The sequence below is a fragment of the Stenotrophomonas sp. STEN056 genome (assembly GCF_056759635.1).
In genome coordinates, this window is record NZ_JBRRDL010000045.1 from 1 (window position 1) to 25,483 (window position 25,483).

The following is a 25,483-nucleotide window of genomic DNA, read 5'->3' on the forward strand; positions in this document are numbered from 1 at the left end:
GGGGGGGGGTGGGGGGGGGGGCGCGGCGGCCGGGGCCCCGCGGGGCGGCCCCCCCCCCCGGGGCGGGCGGGGGCCGCGGCGCCCCCCCCCGGCGCCGCGCTGCCCTGCGTGCCACGCTTCTGCCGGGCCGCATAGGTTGATTCTTCAAGGCGGTCGCGGAACGCCACCACATCGGAGGAGGGCGCAGCCGCCAGACGGCTTTCGATGATCATGCGCGGGGTGGTGCCCTGGCCGTAGGCATCCAGGTTGGCGGCGTCGTCGATCTGCAGTGCCGCGCCATCCAGTGCCACGCCGGCGAACAGGCCGCGCGCGCGCGACCACGACCAGATCTCGGCCTTGAGCTGGCCGTCGGTGGCGGCAGCCGCGCTGCGGCCCACCGGGCCGGCGGCCACGCCGGCATCGGCGCCCAGGGTGAACTTGCCGTTGACGATGTTGTCCAGGCTGCGATCGTTGCGGAACACTAGGATCACGTCCGAAGACTGCACGCCGGCCTGGAAGCCGATGCTGCCGCCGGTGAGCTTGATGAACACCGGATTGGACCAGCTGCCATCAGGCGTCTTGACCGACATCAGGCCGTGCCCACGGCGCCCGCCCAGCACCAGCCCGGCCTTGATCGTGTCGGGGATGACGACAATCGCGCGACCTTCGTCGAGCAGCTTGTCCGGGATGGCCTGTTCGGGGATCTCCTGGATTTCACTGAGCACGCGCACCGCGTTGCGAGCGCGCTGGTCTTCCTTGGGGCCGGCAACGGCAGTGGCAGACAGCAGGCTCGCAGACAGCAGCAGAACGAGGCACGGCAGGCGGCGCATGGTGAACTCCATAGGGCGATCCACAAGAAGATATAGCAAGTGCCTGAAATTAGGGGCGCTGCGATGAATCAGTGGTGAGTGGCAGGGAGCGCGGAAATGAGAGCGGGGGGCAACTGTTGATGTCGAAGCAAAGGCACCCCTCCTCAATCCTCCCCTGCGCGCTGCGCAAGGGAGGAGGCTGAAGCCGGCCTCGGCCAGGCCTCGGGTGCCGGAATCCCCCTCCCTTTCGCATAGCGAAGGGGAGGGCCGGGGAGGGGTGCGTTTTCAGCGGCGCCATTGCACCTGCCTGCTCGCACTCCTGTACGCCTCGCCCTAGCCGGGCCAGACCTGCGAAAATGCCCGCATGTCCGACGCCCCCATCACCGCGTTGCTCGCGGTCAACCTAGGCACGCCTGAGACACCTACCGCCCCGGCGGTACGTCGCTATCTCGCCGAGTTCCTCGGCGATCCGCGCGTGGTCTCCATCCCCCCGCTGCTGTGGAAGCCCCTGCTGCATGGCTTGATCCTGCCCTTGCGCAGCGGCCGCTCCGCAAATAAATACGCGCAGGTCTGGCTGCCGGAAGGCTCACCGCTGGCGGTATACACCCGTCGCCTGGCCGAAGGGCTGCAACGCGAGCTACCGCAATGGCGGGTGCGCGATGCCATGCGCTACGGCGCCCCGGCACTGTTGCCGGCCCTGGATGCACTGGCCGCGGAAGGTATCCAGCGCATCGTTGTGCTGCCGCTGTATCCGCAGTACTCGACCACCACCACCGCCTCGGTGGAAGACCGCGTGCAGCAATGGCAGGCGCGCAATCCACATATCGACGTGCAACTGGTGCGCGACTACGCCGACGATCCGCAATGGGTGGCCGCCGTGGCCGCCTCCATCGCCGCGCATTGGCAGCAGCACGGGCGCGGCGACAAGCTGGTGTTCTCCTTCCACGGCATTCCACAGCGCCTGGCCGATGCCGGCGACCCCTACCCGCAGCGCTGCCAGGCAAGCGCCGAGGCGATTGCCGCCGCACTGGGCTTGTCCGCCGGCCAGTGGGAGCTCACCTATCAATCCCGCTTTGGCCGCGAGCGCTGGCTTGAGCCCTATGCCGAACCCCGGCTGTGGGCACTGGCCGAAAGCGGCCTCAAGACACTGGACGTGGTCTGCCCCGGTTTTGCCACCGATTGCCTGGAAACCCTGGAAGAAGTGGCACTGGGCTTTAGCGCGACCGTCGCCGAACGCGGCGCGCGCATGCGCTACATCCCCTGCCTGAACGACAGCCCGTCACATGCACGCGCCCTGGCCGCGCTGGCAACGGCGCATGCGCCATGAAGGCAACGCCGTTTGAACTGCAGTTGGAAGGCCAGCGCGTCGTTGGCCTGCGCGCCGGCACCGCTGGCGGGCTGAAAGTACTGGCCCTGCATGGCTGGCTGGACAACGCGGCCAGCTTCCTGCCGCTGTCCGCGCACCTGCCGACGCTGGACATGGCAATGGTGGACCTGCCCGGCCACGGTTTCAGTGACCACCTGCCGCTGACCACGCCCTACACCACGCCACAGGCCATCGTGCAGACGCTGGCCATTGCCGATGCGCTGGGCTGGGAGCGTTTTGTGCTGCTCGGCCACTCCATGGGCGCGGCCATCGCCAGCCTGGTGGCCGCCGTCGCCGGCGAGCGCGTGCAGGCACTGGTATCGATCGAAGCACTGGGTGGCCTGGCCGCACCGGCCAACGAAACCGTGCAGCGGCTGCGCACCCATGTGGACGCGGCCATGAAGCTGGAAACCAAGCAGCTGCGCGTATTCCCCGACCTGAGCACCCCCGTACGTGCGCGCATGATGGTCAACCAGCTCAGCGAGGCCTCGGCGCGCCTGCTGGTCGAACGCGGGGTCAAGCCCGTGGACGGCGGCTGGACCTGGCGCAGCGATCCGCGGCTGATGCTGCCCACCGCGGTGCGCATGACCGAAGACCAGGTCTGCGATGTGGTCAGCGCCATCCAATGCCCGGTGCAGGTGATCTACGCCACCCCGGCGCAGGCTTATTTCCCCGAGCCCGAACGCAGCCAGCGCGCCGCCCTGCTGCCCAATGGCCGCCTGCATACGCTGGCCGGCCACCACCATGTGCACATGGACAACCCCGAAGCGGTAGCCGAGATCATGTGCCGCTTCATCGCGGAACTGGGCGAGGACACCTGAGCGGTTGTCGTCGCCCCACAGGCAGAGGCATCGGCATTGCACCGGGCCGGTGTCCCCTGAACAGAACGCAAGGGACCTGCCCTGCAGGGTTCAGTGTGCCAGCGCGCGGCCGATATCCCCCGGATAGACCTCAATGCAAACTGCAAGGGATGTTTGTGGAAATCAGCAAAGCCGACTCAAAGAAGATGCAGCGCCTGGCCCAGGAAGGGAAAACCATCTCGAAGATCGTAAACGAGGACTTTCCCAACCTCGATTACTCAGAGGTCTACTTTGAAATCTATGGTGCTGGCGAGAAAAGCTCGCTGGGCGTGAAGCGCACCATCACCAACCGCCTCAACGAACTGGTGGACGCCCCCAAGGCAGATCGCAAGGAAATCGTGGCCGAACTCCACGAGCTGGTCCTGCACCTGTACAAGAGCCACAAGAAGAATTCAGCCAAGCTGGCCAAGATCCGCGCCGCACTGGATTGAGGGCTGCCATCCGCTCCGGTCGGGCCGCCATGCGGATCGACCGAAGCGGAGCAACAACCACCGCATACATAGAGATCGCAATGACGCAGGCCGACAACGGCCCGCGTGCCCCAGCACTGCATGTCCTCCCTGCCCGCCCTCCGGCCCGGTGTCATCACCGGCCTGATCCTGCTCGCCTGTTGGCTGGGCTGGGTCACCACCAGCCTTGCCGCCCTGGGCCAACGCCCGGCCGGTGATGCGGCGACGGTGACGACGCTGCTGGAGGAACTGCGCGTGCGCGGGCAGCTTCCCGCCACCGGCCGGCCTGCCGCGATCCGCCTGAACACCCCCGACTGCAATTGCCCGCCACCCGCGCAGGCATGGGCGGACATCGCCCAGGCCATGCGCGATGTCGACGGCCAGGTACTCGAAACAACCCTCACCCATGCCGCAGGCCACGAGCTGCTGGTGCTGGCCGCCGATGGCAGCGCGCGTTACGCCGGGCCGATGTCGCCCAGCGCGCTGTCCTGCGGGCGCAGCGACAACCTGCTCGTCAACGGGCTGCCGGAGCTTCTGGCCGCGCAGCCACCGCTGATTCTTCCTCCCCGCTGTTCCTGTTGAACCGGAGTCTTCCGATGTCCCCCCGCCCCCGTTCCGCCACACCCCCGCCCGACACCTATTACACCCAGCTGGCGCGCGGTGCCGACCGTGTGTTTGTGCTGTTCGGCCTGTTGCTGACCCTCGCTTCGCTGGGCATCGCGCTGCGCAATGGCCAGTGGCTGCCATTCCTTGCGGTAAGCCTGCCGTCGCTGACGGTGATGGCGGTGCAGGTGCGGCTTGCGCCGGGCACCCTGCTCAGCCGCGTCACCGTGGCGCTGGTGCTGATGGCACTGGTCGCGGCCACCATCCAGCAGGCGCAGGGTCTGGTTGAGATGCACTTCGGCGTCTTCGTGGTGCTGGCGCTGTTGCTGTACTACCGCGACTGGATTCCGGTGGCGGTGGCCGCAGCCGCGATCTCGGTGCATCACCTTGCCTTCTATTGGCTGCAGACACGCGGCTTGCCAGTACGCGCCTTCACCCCCGGCAGCGGCCTGAACATCGTGCTGCTGCACGCGCTGTACGTGGTGGTGGAAGCCGGCTTCATCTGCGCCATGGCGGTGCAACTGCGGCGCCAGGTGCACACGCTGGGCACCGCTCCGGCCAAACTGCGCGCCGTGGTGGATGCGATCGCCGCCGGTGATGACGTGCATGCGCTGGCGGATGTGTCGTACTTCGCGCCCGGCACGCTGGCCGATGGCGTGATGCGCATGCAGGCCCAACTGCAGGAACGGCAGCAGCGCGAACAGGCACTGCATGACGAGAACACGCAGATCCGTGCCTCACTGGATGCCTCGCGCACCGCCATGATGATTGCCGACAACCAGCACATCATCCGCTACGTGAACCGCTCGGTGGTGGCGCTGCTGCGCAACCAGCAGGACACCCTGCGCAGGGCCTTCCCGGATTTTGACGTGGATACGCTGGTCGGCAGCAGCATCCACCGCTTCCATGCCAATCCGGCACGCATCCGCACCATGCTCGACCAGCTCAAGCAGGCGCATAGCGGGCGCATCCAGATCGGCCAGGTGCACTTCAGCCAGATGGTCACGCCGGTATTTCACGGCGACGGCAGCCGCAATGGGTTTGTCGTGGAATGGCACGACCGCACCCAGGAGCTGCAGCTGGAGAACAGCATCGCCGGCATTGTCGATGCGGCGGCCGCCGGCGACCTCAGCCAGCGCCTGCAGCCGGTGAGCGATGCCGGCTTCATCCAGGCGCTGACGCTTGGCATCAACCAGTTGCTGGACACCGTGGCCGGTGCCACCGGCGAAATCCGCGCCATGCTTGCCGCGCTGGCCGAGGGTGACCTGGACCACCGCGTCACGGGCGACCATGCCGGTGATTTCGAGGCGATGAAACGTGACGCCAACCTCACCGCCGAACGCCTGACCGACATCATCGGTCGCATCCAGCAGTGTTCGCAGTCCATCACCACCGCCGCGCACGAAATTGCCAGTGGCAACGACGACCTGTCGCGCCGCACCGAGCAGCAGGCCGCCAGCCTGGAAGAAACCGCCGCCTCGATGGAAGAGCTGACCGCCACCGTGCGGCAGAACGCCGAATCGGCGCGCCATGCCAACACCCTGGCGATCGGCACCGCCGACGTGGCCGCACGCGGTGGCGAAGTGGTGAGCCAGGTGGTCACCACCATGCAGGCCATCGAGCATTCCTCGCACCGTATCGTGGAAATCATCTCGGTGATCGACGGCATTGCCTTCCAGACCAACATCCTGGCCCTGAACGCCGCGGTGGAAGCTGCACGCGCCGGTGACCACGGCCGCGGCTTCGCCGTGGTGGCCTCGGAAGTGCGCACGCTGGCGCAGCGTTCGGCCACCGCCGCGCGCGAGATCAAGGCCTTGATCGCCGACTCGATAAGCAAGGTGGACGATGGCGCTGCGCTGGTGGCACACGCCGGCAGCACCATGGATGAGATCGTCGCCTCGGTGCAGGAAGTCACCGGGCTGATGACACGCATCGCCGCCGCGTCGCAGGAACAGTCATCGGGCATCGAGCAGGTCAACCACACCGTCGTGCAGATGGACGAAACCACGCAGCAGAACGCAGCGCTGGTGGAAGAAGCCAGTGCAGCCGCGCGTTCGATGGAACAGCAGGCCGAGGCGCTGGCCGGCGCGGTGTCGGTGTTCCGCTATTCCGCTGAAGGTGGCACCGCGACCGCGGTTGCACGGCGAAGTGCCTGATCGGCTGGTTTGAGGGTGTTGTTGGGGAAGTGCTTAGAGCACCCCTCCCCGGCCCTCCCCTTCGCTGTGCGAAAGGGAGGGAGCAAAGGCGGGTTTCGCGTTGCTCCCAACCCCTGCACGAATCACTCCCTCCCTTTCGCACAGCGAAGGGGAGGGCTGGGGAGGGGTAAAGCGCTCCGCAGAAAACTCAACCCTCCGCGCGCACCTGCAACAACTGATGCAGCGTGCTCTTGAGCTTGCGCCCTTCCACGCGCAGGTAATCGCGCTCCTGCTCCCAGTGCGGGAAGCGCGCTTCCACTTCGGCCCAGAACGCTGGCGAATGATTGGCCTGCAGCAAGTGGCACAACTCGTGGACCAGCACATACTCGAATGCGGACGAGCGGCCCAGCACCAGGGCCAGGTCCAACGCCATCGAGCCATCCGGCGCCAGTGAGCCCCATTGCGAGGACATCACCTTGACCCGCAATCGTGCCGGCGCACGCGACAGGCTGGGCAGATACTTCGGCAACCACTGGCCGACATCGGCGCGTGTCTGCGCTTCGTAGAACTCACGCAACGCACGGCGCAAGGCCTGCTCGCCAGCACGTGCCGGCATCTGGATGCACACGCCTTCGGCATCGATTTCAATGCGGGTGAAGCGGCCTTCCTGCCAACGCACCGGCAACAACTGCCCGCGCAACGGCAACACGCCCGGCTCGCGCAGCAGCAGCGGCGGCGCCATCAGGCCATCACCGCCCAATCGCGCCAACTGCTGCTGCAACCACTGCCGGTTGGCATGCAGGAAACGCTCGCCGGAAACCAGACTGGCGCGCAGCGGCATGGTCAGCCGTGCGCCACGCTCATCCACACTGAGCTTGAGCCGGCGTGCGCGCGGGTCGCGCACGCGCAGCACCTCGATCTCGGCATCATCCAGGCGCAGGCGCACCGTGTCGCGCTGGATCACCGGCACGGCGGGCGCGATCAGTTTGCGGAACAGGCGGGTCATGCGCACAGCATAGTCCCGGCGCCGTTACGGAACCGGGTAGACGCAGGCCGGTTCAGCTGTCGGCCTTGCTCAGCTTGAACGCCTGCTCCAGCAGCAGGAACAAACGGCGGATTTCGCCACTCTGCAGCGCGAAGCGCGCGTCCAGTTCGGCGCGGCGGCCGTCCTCGTCAATGTGCTCCAGCTGGTCCAGCGCGCCGTCCAGGAACTTGAGCTTGCGCACGATGAGATCTTCACCCAGCACGAAGGACAGGTTGTCCTCGAAGATCAGCGCCAGCTTGGTGACCTGCTTGCCGGCGTCCAGGTGCTTGTCGATTTCGTCGCAACGCAGTTCCTGGTGCTGGCACTTGACCACCGCGCCGCCTTCAGCCGGATCCTTCATCTCGCACTCTTCGCCCAGGCTCAGGCCTTCGGGCAAGGGCTCGCCGGCAATCCATGCGGTGAGGATCGAACGCGGCGCCACTTCCGCATTCAGCGGCATCGCCGGGAAGCTGCCGAGCATGCCGCGGATGTCGCTCATGACGTTCTCGCCGGTCTTGCGGCTGGAGCTGTCCACCGCCACGTAGCCGTGCTGCAGGTCGAGGAAGGCATCGGTGCGCGAGCTCTTGACGAAGGCGCGCGGCAGCAGTTCATGCAGCAGGTCGTCCTTCAGGCGCTTGCGCTCGCGGCCACCGGGCTTGCGGCCTTCCTTCTCTTCGATTTCTTCCAGCTTGCGCGCCAGCAGGTCGTTGACAACCACGCTGGGCAGGATCTTGTCTTCGCCGCCGACGGTCAGCCACAGCGCATCGCCCAGGCGGTGCGAGAACTGCGTTTTTTCTTCGCGGCCGAACGGCGAGATGAAACCGCGCGAAGTCATTTCCAACGCGCCGACCGGCTTGAGCACCACGTGCGGCAGCAGCGTATCAACCTCGGAAAAATCAATGGACGTGGGGAAACGGAACAGCGTGAGATTCTTGAAGAACATGAATTGGCAACCGGAAAAGAGAGAAGAAGAAAACGCGAATCAGGGAGCGGGCTGCATCCTTCGCCGCTGGAGGGAAGGTGCCCGGTGGGCAGGTGAGAGCAACGCGACACCGCGCTGCTGAAGCTATTGCGGCACGCCAACTCCAACGGGACGGAGGGCGGCGTGCGGGGCGTCGGGCGGGTCACGCTCAACCCAGCCTGGCGACGCATCCGGCAAGGGTGTGTCATCACCGTGGCCCAGCGCCAGGAAATCGAACAACGCCGGATCGGCCATCTGTGACGGATGGATATTGCCCAGCGCGCGCGCGACCTGCTCGATGCGGCCGGGGTGCTGCGCTTCCCACTGCTGCATCATTAGGCCCACCTGGCGACGCTGCAGGTTTTCCTGGCTGCCGCACAGGTTGCAGGGAATGATGGGGAAGTTGCGCGCAGCAGCGTACTCGATGATGTCGCTCTCGCTCACATAGGCCAGCGGGCGGATCACCACATGCCGGCCGTCATCGCTGAGCAGCTTGGGCGGCATGCTGGACACCTTGGCGTGGTGGAACAGGTTCATGAAAAACGTCGCCACCCGGTCATCGCGGTGGTGGCCCAGCGCGATCTTGGTGAAACCGTGTTGTGCGGCATGGTTGTACAGCGCGCCACGGCGCATGCGTGAACACAGCGAGCACAGGGTCTTGCCTTCGGGGATCAGGCGGCTGACGACGGAGTAGGTGTCCTGCTCGATGATCTGGAACGGCACGCCCAGCGCGGTCAGGTAGTCCGGCAGCACGTGTTCCGGAAAACCCGGTTGTTTCTGGTCCAGGTTGACCGCCACTAGCTCGAACGGCACCGGCGCCTTTTTCTGCAGTTGCAGCAGCACATCCAGCAGGGTGTAGCTGTCTTTGCCGCCGGACAGGCAGACCATCACCTTGTCGCCGGCCTCGATCATGCCGAAGTCGGCAATCGCCTGCCCCACCTGGCGGCGCAGGCGCTTGCCGAGCTTGTGCTGGCCGCGTTCGGCCGCGTGCGGATCGCGCGCGCGCGGTGCGGGAACGGACAGGGGCAGGACGGAACTCATCATCGGCATTCTACCGGCTGCCCCCGGTCTCCACAGCGGCCCGGCGCGGGCGTTTCAAAAAAGCGTCATGACCCCGTCACCCCGCGCTGACAGCATCCCGGCTCCCTCCGCTCCCCAGTTGATTACGTCGTGCTCCACAACCGTCTTGCTTCTGCTGTCAGCTGCGCCCTCGCTGTTTCCGCCCTGATGCCGGCCCTGGCCTTCGCCCAGAACACGCCCGCCTCGCCCGCCACCTCGGCCAAGGACCTGGACACGGTGATCGTTACCGGCCGCAGCGGTACCGGCATCCGTACCAAGGCCGAAACCAGCTACTCGATCACCAACATCGAAGAAGAGCAGCTGCGCATGCAGGCACCGACCAGCGTCACCGAGGCGCTCAAGTCCGTGCCCGGTTTCTGGGTGGAGGCCTCCGGCGGTGAAGCCAGCGGCAACATCCGTGCGCGCGGCATCCCGGTGGATGGATTTGGCTCGGTCACGCTGCTGGAAGACGGCATCCCGGTGGTGCACGACCCGGCACTGGGCTACCTCAATGGCGACCAGGCGTTGCGCCTGGCCGAAACCATCGAGCGTGTGGAAGTGGTGCGTGGCGGTCCGGCCTCGGTGATGTATTCCAACGCACCGGCCGGCGCCATCAACTTCATCCCGCGCCAGGTCGGCGAAGAAGCCAGCGGCGTGTTCAAGTACACCGTGGGCGACAGCGGCCTGAACCGCTTGGATTTTGCCTATGGCAGCCCGTTGGCCAATGGCTGGAAGCTGCTGCTCGGTGGCTTCTACCGCGTGGAGGACGGCGTGCGCGACCCGGGCTTCAACGGCAATGAAGGCGGCCAGTTCCGGCTCAACCTGGCCAAGGAGTTCGAGGGCGGGCGCTTCAGCATTGACGCCAAGCACCTGGATGACCGCGTCGCGCTCTATCTGGGCATCCCGATGTACACCAACGGCAACGGCGACATCCGCGCGGTGCCCGGTTTCGACGGCAACCACGGCACCCTGGCCGGGCCGGAAACCCGCTACCTGTCGATGAAGACCGCCGATGGCCGCGGCTGGGATTTCGACAACAGCGAAGGCACCCACGTAAAGCGTGACCAGCTCACGCTGAAGCTGGAAACCGAACTGGGCGGCGGCTGGGAGCTGGCGCAGTCCGCGCGCTTCAGCAAGACCGACACCATCCGCAACGGCGTGTTTCCCAACGCCCTGAGCACCGCGGCCAGTTTCCTGGACGGGCAGAAAGGCCTGTTGAATTCGGTACCGGGCGCCACCGCGCTGGGCCTGAGCTACCTCAACGGCAGCGGCAGCTTCGACATCGCCGGGCAAAACGGCAACGGCCTGATGGTGACCGCCGGCCTGCGCGGGCTGGACATCCCGGTGCGCGAGTTCGTCAATGACACCCGCCTGATGCGCAGCTTCGACATCGGTGGCCAGCAGCACAACCTTACCGTCGGCTATTACATGGCCTCCACCAAGGAGGACTACCGCCGCTATTCGTCCTCGATGCTGCTTGATGCCAAGGACAACGCCAGCGTGCTGGACCTGGTAGCGCTCGATGCCAATGGCGATGTGCTGCAGACCTTCAGCGACAACGGCGTGTGGCGCTACGGCTACGAGTGGAACAACGCCTCCGGCGAACAGAAGAGCCACGCCTTCTACGTCAGTGACGAGTGGCAGGTGAACGACAAGCTGCGCATCGACAGTGGCCTGCGCTGGGAAAAGGCCAGCAGCAGCGGCTGGAACGAAGTGCGCCAGCGCGTCAACGGCGGCACCCTGGCCACCTCGCAGATGCTGACCGGCTCGGGCATGTACGTGAACCACGACCTGTCTTCGGACGACCTGGGCTGGTCGGTGGGTGCCAACTGGCAGTTCAGTGACAGCATGGGCCTGTTCGGCCGCTGGACCTCGGCCTTCCGCCTGCCCAGCCTGGGCAACTACCTCACCCGCAACGACAACTGCGACGCCACCTCGGCCGAAACCGTGGCCGCCTGCGTGGCCGGCAACAACGCCGTGGCCGATACCCAGACCATGGACCTGGCCGAAGTCGGCTTCAAGTTCGCCAACCCGCTGTTCAGCGCCTATGCCACCGCGTTCTACACCAAGTACGACAACGTCGGCTTCAGCAATTACCACTTCAACGCCGACACCGGCGTGTCCACCCGCGAGGCCGGCTACGCCAGCACCCGCACCTTCGGCCTGGAGCTGGAAACGGCGTGGTATCCCACCGACTGGTTCGACCTGCGCGTCAACGCCACCTGGCAGGATGCGCAGTACCGCGACCTGCGTTACAGCGAACTGGTGGATGGTGCGCCGGTGCTGCGCGACTTCATCGGCAACCAGCTGATCCGCGTGCCGGAACTGAGCCTGCGCGCCGTTGCCGGCGTCAACCTGCTCGACCAGCGCCTGCGCCTGCAACTGGCCGCCGAGCACCAGGGCGAGCGTTTCGTCGATACCGCCAACTCGGTGCGGCTGCCGTCCTACGAACTGCTCAACCTCAGCGCGCGCTACGAGCTGACCGACCGTTTCTCGATCTACGGCTATGTCGACAACCTCACCAACTCCCTCGGCCTGACCGAAGGCAACCCGCGCGCGGGTGAACTGGCCAGCAGCGATGCCGGCGCCAGCGCCTTCATCGCCCGGCCGGTGCTGGGCCGCAACTACCGCCTGGCCGTGATGTACCGCTTCTGATGCGCGGCCTGGTCCCTGTCCTGCTGGCGGCCCTTGCCGCCAGCACCACCGCCCATGCCGCCGACGTCCTGCACCTGCAGGGCACGCTGACCGGCACGGATCATCAACGCTACCTGGAGCTGCCATTCCAGGTGCCGGCCGACACCGGCCGGGTGGCTGTCTCGCTGCAGCACGATGGCAGCAAGGAACGCACCGTCATTGATCTGGGGCTGCTGGACGCCAATGGCTTCCGCGGCTGGAGCGGCGGTTCGCGCTCGGCCATCTCGGTATCGCGTTACGACGCCACCGGCGGCTACCTGCCCGGGGCGTTGCCACCGGGCCAGTGGAAGGTGCTGCTGGGCATTCCCAACATCCGCAGCAATGTGCGCACGCCCTACAAGGTTGACGTCACCCTGTGGAGCGAGGCCGAAGTACAGGCCGGCAAGGACCGCCCGGCGCTGGTGCTTGCCGAGCGCCCGGGCTGGTACCGCGGCGACCTGCACATGCACAGCACCCACAGCGATGGCAGCTGCAGCAGCCAGCAGGGCAACAAGGTGCCCTGTCCGTTGTTCCTGAGCCTGCAGGCAGCGGTGCGGCAGGGCCTGGATTTTGTCGTGGTCACCGAGCACAACTCGGTCGCGCACCTGGAAGAACTGGTGCGCCACCAGCCCTGGTTCGACCGCCTGCTGCTGATCCCGGGCATGGAAGTCACCACCTTCCAGGGCCATGCCAACGTGTTTGGCGTCAATGGCCCGGTGCCGTTCCGGCTGGGCGACACGCTGCCGGACTGGAACCCGGTACTGCGCCAGGTGGCCGACAGCGGCGCGGTGTTCTCGATCAACCATCCGGCGCTGTCCTCCGGCGAGGACTGCATGGGGTGCGGCTGGACGCCGGCCAAGCCGGTGAACATGGCGGGCGTGCACGCGGTGGAAGTGGTCAACAGCACCCAGGCCGACGGCCCGCGCGCCGGGGTTGGCTTCTGGGAGCAGCAGCTGCAGCAGGGCCACCGCATGACCGCGGTCGGCGGCAGCGACAGCCACAATCCGGGGCCGGCCGATGGCCCGTCACCGATCGGGTTGCCGGCCACGCTGGTGCATGCCGAGGGCTTGTCACGCGAAGCCCTGCTGGCCGGCATCCGCCAGGGGCGCGTGGTGGTGGACGTGCGCAATGCGCGCGGCAGCCGCCTGGACCTGCGCCTGGAAACCGACGATGGACGCGGCGCCGACATGGGCCAGGAGCTGGCACTGGCTGCCGGGCAATGGGCGACGCTGCGCACCACGCTGGACTATCCACAGCCGGTGCAGCTGGAATTCATCGTCGATGGAAAGCGCCACCGCGCCGCGCTGGAACCGGGCAACGATGGCAGCCAGCAGGCAAGCCTGCGCTGGCGTTCGGACGGCAAGCGCCATTGGCTGCGGGTGGACGCGCGTGCCGCCGATGGCAGCCTGCTGATGCTGGGCAACCCGGTGTATGTCAACTGGTCGCCCTGAGCAGCTAAGCTGGCGGCATGTCCAACCTGCCGCCAGCCAATGAACTGCACCAGCGCATCGCCGAGCTGCGGGCCGAGCACCGCAGCCTGGACGAGCGCATCGCACGCCTCGCCGCCAACCCGGACGACGACCTGGAAGCCAAGCGCCTGAAGCGCCGCAAGCTGCAGCTCAAGGACTGCATCACCAAGCTGGAAAGCCTGCTGATCCCGGACGAGCCGGCCTGAGCCCAGCCCCGTTGCCCGGGTTGGCGGCCGACCTCGCACCGGCAGCCCATTCCTCCAGGAACTGCAGAAGATCCGCCTCCACCTGCGCGCGCCGGCTGATGACCAGCGCATGGCCGGCCTGCGGATATTCGATGTAGCGCGCACCGGCGATGCCCGCGGCACTCACCCGCCCGCTCAGTGCCGCCGGCACGCTGGCATCGGCGCCGCCATGCATCACCAGCGTGGGCACCTTGATGCACGCCAGATCCGCTCGCAGGTCGGTGCTGAACCAGCTGCGTGCCGCCTCCGAGGTCGCCCGCGCCGATGCCTGCAGTGCCATTGCCATGTACCACTGGTGAGCGGTATCTCTGGGCGGCGGGGCGCCATCACCGCCCAGGAAGTCATCGGCCAACTGCTTCAGCACGCCGGGGCGATCATGCGCAAGCGCGGCCAGCAGGCCATCCAATACGGTCTGCGGCACGCCTTCCGGGTTGTCCGCGCGCTGGGCAAGCAACGGTGCGGTGCCGGCCATCAGAACCAGTTGGGCGACACGGGCATGGCCATGGCGTGCCTGATGGCGGATGACTTCGCCGCTGGCCATCGAGAAACCCACCAGCGTGACTTCATGCAGGTCCAGGTGCTCCAGCAGTTCCTGCAGATCGTCGGCAAGGCGGTCGTAGTCATAGCCGAGCCAGGGTTGGTCCGAGCGACCAAAGCCGCGCCGGTCCGGACACACCACCCGGTAGCCCTGCTGCGCCAGCAACAGGGCCTGCCGCTCCCACATGGCCGATGACAGCGGCCAGCCGTGCAGCAACACCACCGCGCGCCCGTGGCCGGAATCGGTAAAGAAAATCTGCGTCCCATCCGTCGTGGAAAAACTGGGCATGGCAATCAACTCCGGGGATCAGGCACTGGCCGGCAGTGCGGTTTCAAGGAACGGATAGTCGGTGTAGCCGCGCGCACCGCCGCCATAGAAGGTGGCCGGGTCGGCCTCGTTGAGCGGCGCACCGCTGCGCAGCCGGGCCACCAGGTCCGGGTTGGCCAGCGCCCAGCGCCCCACCGAGGCCATGTCGGCCAGGCCGGCATCGATGTCGTCGGCCACGGCCTGCAAGGGGCGGTTGACCCGGTTGACGATCAAGGTGCCCGGCCAGCGGCGGCGCAGTTCGGCCAGCAGCGTGTCATCACCGCCATGGGCCAGGTGCAGGTACGCCAGGGGATACCGCGCCAGTTCCGAGACCAGATGGTGATACAGCGGATCGCGCTCGGGGCCTTCATCAATGCCGCCCAAACGCGACCCGGGTGACAGGCGGATGCCGGTGCGGTCCGCACCGATGGCGGCAGTTACCGCCTCCACCACTTCCAGCGCAAACCGCACGCGCTGGGCAACGCCACCGCCATGGGCGTCGGTCCGCTGGTTGGCATTGGGCGAAAGGAACTGCTGGATCAGATAGCCATTGGCGGCATGGATCTCCACACCATCGGCACCGGCTTCCATCGCCCGCGTTGCCGCGCGCGCATGGTCGTCCACCGTGGTCTGGATCTCCGCCCGCGACAGCGCGCGCGGCGTGGGAATGTCCTTCATCCCGCCGAGGGTGAACATCTGCTCGCCCGGTGCGATGGCCGAGGGTGCGACCGGCTGGCGGTGGTGCGGGGTGTTGTCCGGGTGCGCCATGCGGCCGGCGTGCATCAACTGGATGAACAGGTGCCCGCCGGCGTCATGCACGGCGCGGGTCACGGCTGCCCAGCCGGCAACATGCCCGGCGCTGTGCATGCCCGGCGAGCCCGGGTAGCCCTGGCCGTCGGCCGAGGGCTGGGTCCCTTCGGACACAATCAGCCCAAAGCCGGCACGTTGCGCGTAGTACTGCGCCGCCAAGGGCGCCGGCGTGCCATCGGCCAGAGCGCGGGAACGGGTGAGCGGGGCCATGGCCAGGCGATTGGGCAGTTGCAGCCGGCCAAGTTGAACGGGGTTCCACAAGCGGTTCATGGCGGGTCTCCGATAGGTCGCCGAGAGCAGGGCCGTCAGCTTGGATGTACCGCAAATGGTCCGATAGCCATAATCACTGGACGCCCCGTCTCGAAAATGAGCCATGGATCTTTCCGCGCTGGTCGATTTCCACCTTGTTGTCGATGCCGGCAGCTTCAGCCGGGCCAGCCGCGACACCGGGCGGCCCAAGGCCACGTTGTCGCGCCGGGTGCGTGCGCTGGAGCAATCGCTCGGCCTGCGCCTGCTTGAGCGCGGCCAGCGCGCCCTGCACCTGACCGAAGACGGCCGCGCGCTGTTCGAGCGTACCCGCGCACTGGTGCGGGAGATCGAAGAGGTCGGGCAGGCGCTGGTCTCCGGCAACGCCACCCCACGAGGCCTGCTGCGGGTCAGCGCACCGACACTGTTCGCCACCACGTTCGGCGGGCATATCGCCGCCGGCTTTGCCAGGCTGCATCCGCAGGTGCAACTGGAGCTGGTGGGCGAAGACCGCCGCGTGGACGTGGTGGAAGACGGCTACGACATCGCCATCCGGGTCAATCCACAACCGGACAGCGAACTGGTGGGCCGCTGCTTCGCCCGCGACCGGATGTGGCTGGTGGCCGCCCCCGGGTTGCCGCCACCACCTCCCCACGCCGATGGCAGCCCCGCGCGCGTTGCCGCCGTCGCCATGCTTGGGCTGCCACGTCCGGCCGGCTGGCAGGTGGAGCGCGGCGGCCGGCGTTGGCAGGTGGCCCCCGATTTCCGGCTGCGGCTGTCCTCATTGCTGATGGTGCGCGATGCGGTGTTGGCCGGTGCCGGCACGGCGTGCCTGCCTTCTTCCATCATCCGCGAGGCAGTGGATGCAGGCCGGTTGTCGGTCTGGAATGCCGACATCGAGGACGCCGTTGAACTGTGGGCCCTGCACGCCTCACGGCGCCTGGTCAGCCCCAAGGTGGCCGCCTTCCTGCAATACCTGGGCACCGTCTTTCCGGAACGCCGGCTGTAACCCGCAACGCGGCACACCACGCCCCCGGCGAACCGTGAAACGCTGATCAGCCCGCACTGGCTGCGCTGACCGCCGCGATCAGCCGCACCAGGCTCACCTGGCCATGTTCGCCGGTCTTGTCATAGATGGTTTTCAGCCGGCCCAACGCCGTGCCGGTGGTGATGCCGCATTCGCGCGCGGCAGCCGCTGCGTCGGCATGCCGATACAGCGCCAGGGCCAGCCGCGCCTCGGCCACGGTCAGGCCAAACAGGCGTTGCAGGGTGGGTTCCAACGAGAGCGGGGCCTGGTTCACCTCGCGTGCGAACACCAGCAGGGCACCCGGCGCCTGCATGGCGCCGGCCGGCAGCCGGTGTGCCGTCATCACCAGCGCGGGGCGGTCATTGACGTCATGCAGGACCAGCTTCTCGACATCGCCCGCCACCAGCAGGCCGGCGCCGCGCAGCGCGCGTTGCAGCAGGGCCTGCAGGCCGGCACGCGCGCGGCCATTCACCGCCAGTGCGCCGGCTTCGCGGCGGAGCAGGCCACTGCCGAGCAGGGCCTCGGCGGCGGCATTGGTACGGCAGATATGCAGCTCGGCATTGAGCATGAACATCGCCACCGGCGACTGCTGCAGCGCCTGCTCCAATGTGTCCACCTGCTGCTGCAGGCCACCGATGCGGCGAAGCATGGCGTAGGCGTTGATCCAGTGCGGCGTGAGCGCGCGCAGCAGGCCCAGCTCGGCCTCCCCATACACGCGCTTGAAGTCGCCGTGACACAGCGACAGGGTCACCGAGCTGGCGCCGTCGTACAGCCCCACCGACGCCACCTGCTGCACGATGCCGAGCTGGCGGTAGTAGTGGTTGAAGAAGCCGCTGCGCAGGGCCTCGCGCCGCGGCAGCATGTCTTCGGTATCCAGCACCCGGCCAATGGCCAACTGCGGCGTCACCCGCCGCATCCACGGGTCCTCGCGCAGGTCCAGCTCGGCCAGCAGGCTCGCCATGTGTACGTTGTCCACGCCATGGATATGGCTGACCTCGCCCTTGCCGGCGGCAACATCATGGATGAGCACCCCGGTGATGGGACTGTCGGTGGCTTCGGCCAGGCGCTGGTTGAAGGTATCCAGCGCGGAGAGATCAAGCACCGAGGCGTAGAGCGGTTCAAGCAGGTCCGCGAGCACGGGTTTGTCAGCCATGCCCCTGCTCCCCGGCAATGGCCCGAGGCGCGGATATCCAACTTGAAACCCCATGCCCGCCAGATGCCCCGCCGCCAACGCGGCAGCGTGCCGGCCCTGCAGGCAACGCCCGAATACGCATGACAACCCCCTGTCAAGCCCCGGCTGGGAGTGTTCCCACTTTCTCCGCTGCGATCAACTGCCACCGGGACAGCGTGCGCACGGCATTGCGGATGCGGGAGGGAGCAGCACCGTGGCCGGCCTTGCCGACCTGCTGGTCGCCAGGGCGCATCACCACGACACGTCCGCGACCGGCTCGCGGGCTGTCGGCTTGCAGGTTCATGTGCCATCACGGGGGAGTGCAATGGAAAGGATCATCCGGGCCTGCCGGCTGCTGGCGCTTGCCACGCTGCTCGGCGGCGCGCTGTCCGGCTGCCAGACCCTGCGCACCGTGGGCAGTTGGAAGATTGGCCTGGTGCCCACGCAGGCGCGCACCCTCGCCCCGGAAGACATTCCTGGCCTGGAAGCCATGTACGACGGTACGGAGAAGCCCGAGCTGGCGTTCCATCGCATCCAGAGCTACTGCGCGGACGTCATCGGCGAACACCGTCAGCAGTACGCTCAAAAGCGCACCCACAAGAACATCTTCGCCACCCTCGGCGTCATCGCCGGAACGATCATCGCCCCCGCCCTGGCACAAGGCAGCGCGATCAAGGCCTGGGCAGGCGTTTCCGGTGCGTCGGCCGGAGCGCTGTCCACTCTGTTCGACAGTGTCGAGGGCAGCACCGGCCTGACCCAGGGCGTCATGGAACTCAGCAGCCAGTTCGGCAAGGCCAATCCCGCCCAGAAGCAGCAGCTGGCCCGGGAGCTGCTGTTCCTTTGCCGGGTCAACGAGACCCGCGCGATCCAGGGTAAAGCGGCTGTGCAAACCGCCAGCGGACCCGGGGGGCTGTGATGCGCCTGCGACGTTTACTCCGATCGATCACGCAATTCCGGGGAAGCGCCAGCGCCTGCATGCTCGTCGTCATGACGCTTGCCGGCCCTGCTTCGGCGCAATCGGTGCAGACGATCCCCTGCCCGGTTCCGTCCTTTTCCTATAAATGCATTGCCAGCAATGAAGTCTGCGGGTGGCGCAACCAGCGCCCCACCGCCGCCGAGCTCGAAGACGCCCAACGCGGTGGCCTGATTGTTTCAGCCCCGTGCCCTACCCTGCCCAACGGGGTCGAGATGGAATTGTGCTGGATTGACCGGGTCAACTACTGCAAGGCCCCCAGTGCCGCGGATATCGCCCGTGCCGAACACGCCAGGCAAGAGCGCGAAACCAAGGCCCGGCAGGAAGCGCTTGCACGCGAGCGCAGAGAGCGGGACATCGCTGCTGAAACCACGAGGCTGGGCGCCCACCGGGAAACTGAAGCACGCCGCCTGGTGGAACTGCGCGAACGTGCCGAAGCCGCTCGCCGGGGCAACGGCATTGCCCCTGCCGCAATAGCCGAAACGGCTCCGGCATGCACGCCGCGGCTCAAGCAGGGCAGAGAAGGCTTTGGCATTGGCTTCCGCTACAGCCGGCAGCGGGCCGAGGAAGTCCTCAGGGACAACATGAACCGCGCCTGCGACAGAACAGGCTACCGGATCTCCGGCGAGCTCAAATGCAGTTCCGGCCGGGTGACCGGCGTGCTCTCCGGCGACACCTTCGAGAGCTGGGGCTGCAGCGCCGACTATGTGTGTGCCAGCGCAACCGTGCCATGCCCGGGGAAATCCGGACGGGGGACGGCCCAGTAGCACGGAAGCATGTGCACCAGGAAAGCCAACAACCGGGCATTGAAAAATTTCAGCCGCAGTTGGCCCTGCTCAACCAACCCACCCCACCGGCATGTGCCAAAGGCTGCGCAAAAGGATGATCCGATGAAAAACCACCTTGCTCCCGGCTTGCTCGTTGTTGCCGTTCTATGCGGTTCGTCTTCCACTGCCTCGGCCCAGGAACAAACCATAGAAGGCGCTCAGAAGTTCCTCAGCATGGCACTGCCTGGGAACCCCTACCAAAGCCCGTTTTTCACCACAGCCTTTGAGGCGTGGGGCAGTTCGGAGCGCCAGTACAAATACAGCGGCGCAGCGCCGGTCACCGAAGCCGTTGTCGCCGGCCATTGCAGGACCACCATCAGGCACGACATCACCGGGCTTTTCGTGCAGACGCGCCAGCGCTTGTATGACATCAGCGAGCAGGGCCGCTGGAGCTATTGGAACCACCTGCCAACCCACAATTTCTATCCGGCCGAACGGGTGTCGGGCGCGATCGCCAGCGACGAAATCTCCTGGGCCGATGTGAAGGAGGTGAAGGCCAATGGTGCGCAGGTGCTGTTCCTGCAGAACGGCCACAACCATCACACTGCGCTGAATCTTGGAGCGGCGGACATGGCTGCACGCGTGGCCTATGCGATGGAGTTCCTGCGCGTGAGTTGCGACAAGACCGCCGGCACCGGCTTTTGAGAAGACAGCGGTGGTTATCGGGGCCCCACCATGACGGCCAAGCGCACTTCCATCGTTCTGGCATCACTGCTGACGCTGACCGCAGCGGCGCCCTCGCAGGTACGCAGGGCGTCGCCGGTGCTGGATGCATACCTGCCGGCAACGTCCGCACGGATGACACCGTTGCAACTGCGGCAGCATCAGGCCGCACAGAGTGTGCAGGCAACCTTCCGCGGCCATGCCACGTCCTGTGCGGGGGGCGGCAAGGCGGTGCTGTATCTGCGCGGCACAACGCCCTCGCACAGCGGCTGCAGCGTCCGCTTTGAAGCGCGCTGCCCCGGCACCGCGCCGGGGCGCGGGACACACTTCGGCAAGGCCAACTACAACGGTGCAGGCTGCAGGCCCGATGACAACATCCGCATCGGCCCAATGCGCTGCGCGCCGGCGCAGGTACATATCCAGATGACCGAAGCCCACTGCGGTTGATCGGTCCGCAGCAGGGCCGGATTCACCGGCCGGATGCAAAAAGGGGGGGGGCAACCTGCCCCCCCCCTCTCTACAAACTGTTGATTAATCAAGGATGCAGCCATCCCGCTCATTCTTTCTCAGGCTGGCCCTTGCTCGGCTTGGGCAGCATCGTCCTCTGTATCTGCTGGATGCTCTTTTCCGGCCTGGGCAAGGCTTCGGGCAGGGTTCCCCCCAACTCCTGGATGGTTCTGCGGACCTTTTCACCAACCTGCTGATGCGTGCGGTTGGCCGCAGTCTTGCCACGCACTTGGTCGCGCCTGAGCTTCTCTTCGGTCTGCGTGGCACGGAACAGGTTGGCTGCCAGTTCGGTGCTGCCCATGTGATCCAGAATCTTCTGGCTCTTCTTCAAACCCTTGCGCGCATGGATGTCCTTCGCCCCCAGACCGCCGTACAGACCTTTGTAACCGTGGTCCTGAAACACCGCGTAATCCAGCGGCGTTTCCACACCAGCCTGGCGGGCAGCCGCTGCAAGATCCTTGTTGTGCTCGCTCACCTGCTCACGCAGCAACAGCCGACGTTGCGCTTCGCTCAGTGCACCGAAGTCAGTCGCACGCGTCTCTTCAATGCGCTCATTGCCCACCTTGGCCAGCCAGAGCTTGAACGGCTCGGCACGCGCCGAGGGTATCGATTGAACAATGCGCAGGACGCTTTCCAGGGACGCACAGTTCAACAGCTGCGGACCACCCGGCGTATTGACCCGCAACGGCGCGACCAACGATTCCCAGCTGTTGGAAAGTACTTCATCGCGCTGACGTAGATCGCGCAGGTAGCCACTCGGATTGGTGGACTGTGTCAGTGCAGCCACCACATCGACCACTGCAAACCACCACTGGCCTTCGTGCCAGGTGCGGCGAACCACCGCGTCGTCCAGTGCAGACAACCCTTCCACTGCAGCTGCCGGATTTTTGCTCTTTTTATTCATAGCGCTACCCACATCCTGTGTTTGGCCATCCAAACTTCAACGGTGTTATGAAACCGGCGGCTCCGCCGGCTTCACCGCTTCGGGGCTCACCCGCTCGATGGTGTGGCGCAGCTCGCGGCCGAGGATGAACTTGGCGTCCTTGGCCCAGGCATCCAGGCGTTCGTCGAACAGCAGCTTGGAGTTCTGGTCCGGCCACACCAGCTTGAGCTCACGCATCTTCTGGATGAAGCCACGGAACAGCGACTTGTCGAAGAACTCCGGCGCGGCCGGTGCGTACAGCAGGCTCAGGCGCTGCGCGGCCTGCTGGCACAGGCTTTCCAGTTCGGCGGCACCGAGCGTGCCCGGGCCGTTCTTCACCAGCACGGCAATGGCGATGTAATACCGCTCGAATGCCTGCTGCAGCGAATGGCCAATGGCGCGCAGGCGGAACACTTCATCGGTCTGGCCGGTGCTGCGCGCGAGCATGCCGCCATCGTCCTCGCCGACATGCTGCAACAAGCCTTCGCGCACGAACACGTTGATGGTCTGGTCGATGCGTGCGGCGAACTCGTCCTCGCTCCATGGCAGGAACAGCTCCTGCTGCAGGAACGGATACAAACCACGGCCCAGCCGCAGCAAGCCGCCACGGCTCATGCGGCGGTTGTTCTGGAAGCAGCACGCCACCCACGACGACGCGGTGAACAGGTGCAGCACGTTGTTGCGGAAATAACTCAGCAGCACCGCGGTGTCGCCGCTCACGCTCAGCACGTCGCCCAGCGGGTGCTTGACCCGGGTGAGGACGTTGATTTCCTCGGCGTGGGCAATGATGCGCTCGGGCGAATGCGGGGTGACCGTGACGCGGTCGGAGTACGGCATTTCCACCAGCAGCTTCTTGCTCAACTCGATCTGCGCGATCAGGTCGGCCTCGCCCATCGCGTGCTTGGGCGTGGACAGCAGCGCCAGCGCCAGCAGGTTGATCGGGTTGACGTCGGCGGCGCCGTTGATGCGCACCTGGATCTGCTCGGCCAGGGTATCGACGGTGCCCGACAGCCAGCTCGGCTTCTCGTCCTCGGCAATCGGCTGGCCATCCCATTCCGGTGCCTTCCGTGCCAGCACGTCGTTCAGCGCGATCGGCTCGCCGAAGTTCACCACCACCTGGCCGTAGTTCTGCTTGAGCACCTTGGGAATGCCCCACAGCAGCGCCCAGATCGATTCCTTTTCCTTCGGCCGGCCGGACAGTTCGTCCAGATAACTGTTGCCCTCCATCAGCTTTTCGTAGCCGATGTAGATGGGCTGGAACAGCACCGGCTTGCGCGGCTGGCGCAGGAACGCACGCAGCGTCATCGAGATCATGCCGCCCTTGGGCTGCAGCAGGCGGCCGGTACGCGAGCGCCCGCCTTCGACGAAGTATTCAATCGAGTAACCGCCGGCCACCAGCTGTGCGACGTACTCGCTGAGCACCGCCGAATACAGCGCGTTGCCCTTGATCGAGCGGCGGATGAAGAACGCGCCGCCCTTGCGCAGCAGCGTGCCGACCACCGGCAGGTTGAGGTTGATGCCGGCCACGATGTGCGGCGGCACAATGCCGCGGTCGTACAGCAGGTAGCTCAGCAGCAGGTAGTCCATGTGGCTGCGGTGGCTGGGCACGTAGACGATTTCGTGCCCGGGCGCGGCTTCCTTGAACTTGTCCAGGTGGTGCACCAGCACGCCGGCGTAGATGCGGTTCCAGACGTGGCTGAGCATGAAGCTGGCCGAGCGCACCACCGGGGTGGAATAGTCGGCGGCAATCTCCCACGCATAGCCCTGGGCCTTCTTCCAGGCCTCGGTGGTCTTGGAGTTGTCGCGCTTGGCCTGGGCGGCGATGGCTTCGCGCACCGAGTCGGCTTCCAGCACCTTGTCCACCAGCAGGCGACGGGTGGACAGGTCCGGGCCAATGATCGATTCGCGGATACGGCGGAAGTGCGTGCGCAGCACGCGCTGCAGCTTGCGTACAGTGCGCTCCGGCTCCAGGCCTTCGTCCACGGTGGCCCGCAGCGACACCGGCGGGGCAAAGCGGACGATGGTGTCGCGGCCGTTCAGCAGCACTGCCAGCAGGCGCCGGAAGCGGCCCACCAGTGCCCAGTTTTCCGAGAACAGCACCGCGAACCAGCCGCTCTGCTTGTCCGGGGCGCGGCCGACGAAGATCGACACCGGCACCAGGTGGATGTCCAGCGCCGGGTTGGCGCGGTGCGCCTGCAGCAGCTTGGCCAGCGAGTCGGAGTGGGTCTTGGCGCCGCGCTGCTCGGGCAGCAGCATGTTGTTGCTGGAGCGTCGCGACAAGGCCACGTAGGCGCGCTTGCGCCCGGTCGGATCGCCGGCCAGCGGCACCAGCGGCGAGGGCAGCCCGGCGTCGCGGCAGGCCTGGTCCAGGATGAGTGCGTTGGACAGACCGTAGTCCTCCAGCACATACACCACCGGGCGGCCGTCGTTGTACTCACCGGCCTGTTCAGGCTCGATCTTCAAACCCAGCCAGGGCTCGATCAGCCGACCGAGCAGGCGTGCCCACAGCGGGCGGCGGCCAGCGCGGGCATGCGGCCCACGGGCGGGCGGGCCCGGCACGATGGCAGCAGGAGAGGCGGCCGGCGCGTTGGCGTCGTCCGGCGGAAGCAGTTCGCCCTGGTCGGGCTGGGATTTCTGTTTCGACATCGGCGCCATTATGGCTTAGCCGATGCATCCGCGTTGCCGGGGGCATGCTGCGCCGGCGCTTCGGAAAGTGCAGCTTCAGCCGCCGCTGCCTCGGCCTTGGCCTGTTCGGCGGCACGGGCGTTGGCCAGCACGGTATCCACCTCGGTCAAGGTGCGGGCCGGATACCAATGCTTGTCCCGCCGCACCAGCTCCAGCTGCAGATCCACGTCCTTGCCGGCCAGCGGGTACTGAACGCGCACGGTGGCGTTGTCGCCGTTCTGTGAGATCAGGCCGGTGCGCATCTGGCTGATGCTGTCATCCAGCACCAGCCCGTAGCTGGCCAGCACCTGTTTGATGGCCACGGCAAAGGGCACCAGCTGCTGCAGGCTGCCGGTCATGCCGGCGGCCTGGAAAGCCTCCTGGCCTGACAGGCCGGTAGCGCGGGCCGCGGCGGTGAGCGTGGCGATGTTGCTCTTGGCCAGCTTGGCATCGGACAGGGGCGCGGCCTGTGCCCAGGCGCTGAGCGCGGTGACCAGTTGCACGTAGTGTTCGCGTTCTGCCGGGCTGTAATCGCCCTGGTGGCTGAGGTATTGCACGCCGAACAGTTCCAGCGAATGCGCCGCCTGGCGCACGCTGACGGCCTGGCCTTCCAGCTGCGCCTTGAAGGCCCGCTGCAGCTGCTGCTCGGCATTCTTTTCGGACAGCGTGGTCAGCAGACCGGGGAGTTTTTCGTCCAGCGGCAGCTCGGTCAGCGGCCAGCGGCTGTGGCCCTGGGCCCAGGCCGCTTCCAGCTCGGCGTACTGGGCCGGCGGCACCGCCGCGCGGGCATAGCCGACCAGATCATTGTCCTGCAGGTGCTTGGCGAGCTGGCGTACCGCCGCGGCCGGTTCAGTCGCCGCCCCCGGCAACGGTTCGTCGCCGCGCTTGCAGCCGACGAGCAGGGCGGTCGTGCAAAGGGAAAGCAGCACGAAGGTGTGGCAGGCACGGAATGAACGGCGTGGCATGGCGCGGCAATCCTCCCCAAAGGCCGCAGCATCTTGAGGCCAGCGCGATGGCAGCGGCAAGCACGGCCAGCCGGGAATAGGGAATTGGGATTGGGGATTCAGTAGAAGCGACGGCAACCGCAAGAGCAGGGCAAAGCCGTTCTCCGGCCCACATGGCGCGGCAATCCGGGGCGGGGCGGGTTTTGGTGTTGGTTGTACCGAATCCCCAATCCCGATTCCCCATTCCCGGGTC

23 protein-coding genes are annotated in these 25,483 nt (G+C 66.6%); 13 read left to right on the forward strand and 10 right to left on the reverse strand.

Annotated features, from left to right (window positions below):
* Window positions 1–809, reverse strand: an 809-nt coding sequence (locus tag ACVOLO_RS16815) for a lipid-binding SYLF domain-containing protein (protein WP_481571465.1), incomplete at its 3' end; no start/stop codon positions are given.
* Window positions 810–1,152: 343 nt separating this feature from the next.
* On the opposite strand from ACVOLO_RS16815, the gene hemH reads away from it, so the two are divergent.
* The 5 genes from hemH (at window position 1,153) to ACVOLO_RS16840 (ending at window position 6,222) form a co-directional block, all read left to right on the forward strand.
* Window positions 1,153–2,115, forward strand: coding sequence for a ferrochelatase (hemH, locus tag ACVOLO_RS16820; protein ID WP_481571466.1), 963 nt, complete (start codon window positions 1,153–1,155; stop codon window positions 2,113–2,115).
* A complete protein-coding gene (locus tag ACVOLO_RS16825) occupies window positions 2,112–2,975 on the forward strand; it encodes an alpha/beta fold hydrolase (protein ID WP_481571467.1) in 864 nt (287 codons plus the stop codon). Before hemH ends, ACVOLO_RS16825 begins: the two co-directional genes overlap by 4 nt.
* Window positions 2,976–3,130: 155 nt before the next feature.
* A complete protein-coding gene (locus ACVOLO_RS16830) occupies window positions 3,131–3,445 on the forward strand; it encodes a hypothetical protein (RefSeq protein ID WP_481571468.1) in 315 nt (104 codons plus the stop codon).
* A 120-nt stretch (window positions 3,446–3,565) separates the two neighbouring features.
* Complete coding sequence (locus ACVOLO_RS16835; RefSeq protein WP_481571469.1) at window positions 3,566–4,045, forward strand: hypothetical protein; 480 nt, start codon at window positions 3,566–3,568, stop codon at window positions 4,043–4,045.
* Between the two features lie 14 nt (window positions 4,046–4,059).
* Window positions 4,060–6,222 (forward strand): methyl-accepting chemotaxis protein, encoded by a 2,163-nt coding sequence (locus tag ACVOLO_RS16840; protein WP_481571470.1) that lies wholly within the window; start codon window positions 4,060–4,062, stop codon window positions 6,220–6,222.
* A gap of 187 nt (window positions 6,223–6,409) precedes the next feature.
* Here the strand turns inward: ACVOLO_RS16840 and ACVOLO_RS16845 are convergent, their stop codons facing one another.
* The 3 genes from ACVOLO_RS16845 to ttcA form a co-directional block, all read right to left on the reverse strand.
* On the reverse strand, window positions 6,410–7,207 hold the full coding sequence (locus ACVOLO_RS16845) for a M48 family metallopeptidase (protein ID WP_481571471.1): 798 nt from the start codon (window positions 7,205–7,207) through the stop codon (window positions 6,410–6,412).
* Between the two features lie 52 nt (window positions 7,208–7,259).
* Window positions 7,260–8,168 carry a recombination-associated protein RdgC gene (locus tag ACVOLO_RS16850; protein ID WP_481571472.1) on the reverse strand — a complete coding sequence of 303 codons (909 nt, stop codon included), beginning with the start codon at window positions 8,166–8,168 and terminating at the stop codon, window positions 7,260–7,262.
* 123 nt (window positions 8,169–8,291) lie between these two features.
* A complete protein-coding gene (gene ttcA, locus ACVOLO_RS16855; RefSeq protein WP_481571473.1) occupies window positions 8,292–9,236 on the reverse strand; it encodes a tRNA 2-thiocytidine(32) synthetase TtcA in 945 nt (314 codons plus the stop codon).
* Between the two features lie 177 nt (window positions 9,237–9,413).
* On the opposite strand from ttcA, the gene ACVOLO_RS16860 reads away from it, so the two are divergent.
* Genes ACVOLO_RS16860 through ACVOLO_RS16870 form a run of 3 tightly spaced genes read left to right on the forward strand, consistent with a single transcriptional unit; the run spans window position 9,414 to window position 13,593 of the window.
* Entirely contained in the window at window positions 9,414–11,900 is a 2,487-nt protein-coding gene (locus ACVOLO_RS16860) for a TonB-dependent receptor (RefSeq protein ID WP_481571474.1), read from the forward strand.
* Window positions 11,900–13,369, forward strand: coding sequence for a CehA/McbA family metallohydrolase (locus ACVOLO_RS16865; RefSeq protein ID WP_481571475.1), 1,470 nt, complete (start codon window positions 11,900–11,902; stop codon window positions 13,367–13,369). Before ACVOLO_RS16860 ends, ACVOLO_RS16865 begins: the two co-directional genes overlap by 1 nt.
* A 17-nt stretch (window positions 13,370–13,386) precedes the next feature.
* On the forward strand, window positions 13,387–13,593 hold the full coding sequence (locus tag ACVOLO_RS16870) for a YdcH family protein (protein ID WP_481571476.1): 207 nt from the start codon (window positions 13,387–13,389) through the stop codon (window positions 13,591–13,593).
* Here the strand turns inward: ACVOLO_RS16870 and ACVOLO_RS16875 are convergent.
* Window positions 13,550–14,458: an alpha/beta fold hydrolase gene (locus ACVOLO_RS16875; RefSeq protein ID WP_481571477.1), complete on the reverse strand. Its 909-nt coding sequence runs from the start codon at window positions 14,456–14,458 to the stop codon at window positions 13,550–13,552. The genes ACVOLO_RS16870 and ACVOLO_RS16875 overlap by 44 nt on opposite strands.
* 18 nt (window positions 14,459–14,476) lie before the next feature.
* On the reverse strand, window positions 14,477–15,556 hold the full coding sequence (locus ACVOLO_RS16880; protein ID WP_481571478.1) for an alkene reductase: 1,080 nt from the start codon (window positions 15,554–15,556) through the stop codon (window positions 14,477–14,479).
* Window positions 15,557–15,659: 103 nt separating this feature from the next.
* On the opposite strand from ACVOLO_RS16880, the gene ACVOLO_RS16885 reads away from it, so the two are divergent.
* Window positions 15,660–16,541 (forward strand): LysR family transcriptional regulator, encoded by an 882-nt coding sequence (locus ACVOLO_RS16885; protein ID WP_481571479.1) that lies wholly within the window; start codon window positions 15,660–15,662, stop codon window positions 16,539–16,541.
* 46 nt (window positions 16,542–16,587) lie between these two features.
* On the opposite strand, the gene ACVOLO_RS16890 is transcribed toward ACVOLO_RS16885, so the two are convergent.
* The gene (locus tag ACVOLO_RS16890) at window positions 16,588–17,712 is read right to left on the reverse strand and encodes a helix-turn-helix transcriptional regulator (RefSeq protein WP_481571480.1); all 1,125 of its coding nucleotides are present in this window, start codon (window positions 17,710–17,712) and stop codon (window positions 16,588–16,590) included.
* A gap of 232 nt (window positions 17,713–17,944) precedes the next feature.
* Here ACVOLO_RS16890 and ACVOLO_RS16895 point away from each other — a divergent pair, with 232 nt between their 5' ends.
* From ACVOLO_RS16895 to ACVOLO_RS16910, 4 genes are all read left to right on the forward strand, one after another.
* Entirely contained in the window at window positions 17,945–18,646 is a 702-nt protein-coding gene (locus ACVOLO_RS16895) for a hypothetical protein (protein WP_481571481.1), read from the forward strand.
* The gene (locus tag ACVOLO_RS16900; protein WP_481571482.1) at window positions 18,646–19,470 is read left to right on the forward strand and encodes a hypothetical protein; all 825 of its coding nucleotides are present in this window, start codon (window positions 18,646–18,648) and stop codon (window positions 19,468–19,470) included. Before ACVOLO_RS16895 ends, ACVOLO_RS16900 begins: the two co-directional genes overlap by 1 nt.
* A 234-nt stretch (window positions 19,471–19,704) precedes the next feature.
* Window positions 19,705–20,175 carry a hypothetical protein gene (locus ACVOLO_RS16905; protein ID WP_481571483.1) on the forward strand — a complete coding sequence of 157 codons (471 nt, stop codon included), beginning with the start codon at window positions 19,705–19,707 and terminating at the stop codon, window positions 20,173–20,175.
* Window positions 20,176–20,205: 30 nt separating this feature from the next.
* Window positions 20,206–20,640, forward strand: coding sequence for a hypothetical protein (locus tag ACVOLO_RS16910; protein WP_481571484.1), 435 nt, complete (start codon window positions 20,206–20,208; stop codon window positions 20,638–20,640).
* 109 nt (window positions 20,641–20,749) lie between these two features.
* Here ACVOLO_RS16910 and ACVOLO_RS16915 read toward each other — a convergent pair whose 3' ends face one another.
* Genes ACVOLO_RS16915 through ACVOLO_RS16925 form a run of 3 tightly spaced genes read right to left on the reverse strand, consistent with a single transcriptional unit; the run spans window position 20,750 to window position 25,251 of the window.
* Window positions 20,750–21,604: a BRO family protein gene (locus ACVOLO_RS16915; RefSeq protein ID WP_481571485.1), complete on the reverse strand. Its 855-nt coding sequence runs from the start codon at window positions 21,602–21,604 to the stop codon at window positions 20,750–20,752.
* Window positions 21,605–21,649: 45 nt separating this feature from the next.
* Complete coding sequence (gene plsB / locus ACVOLO_RS16920; protein WP_481571486.1) at window positions 21,650–24,268, reverse strand: glycerol-3-phosphate 1-O-acyltransferase PlsB; 2,619 nt, start codon at window positions 24,266–24,268, stop codon at window positions 21,650–21,652.
* A gap of 8 nt (window positions 24,269–24,276) precedes the next feature.
* Window positions 24,277–25,251, reverse strand: a complete 975-nt coding sequence (locus ACVOLO_RS16925; RefSeq protein WP_481571487.1) for a hypothetical protein — start codon at window positions 25,249–25,251, stop codon at window positions 24,277–24,279.
* Window positions 25,252–25,483 lie beyond the last annotated feature (232 nt).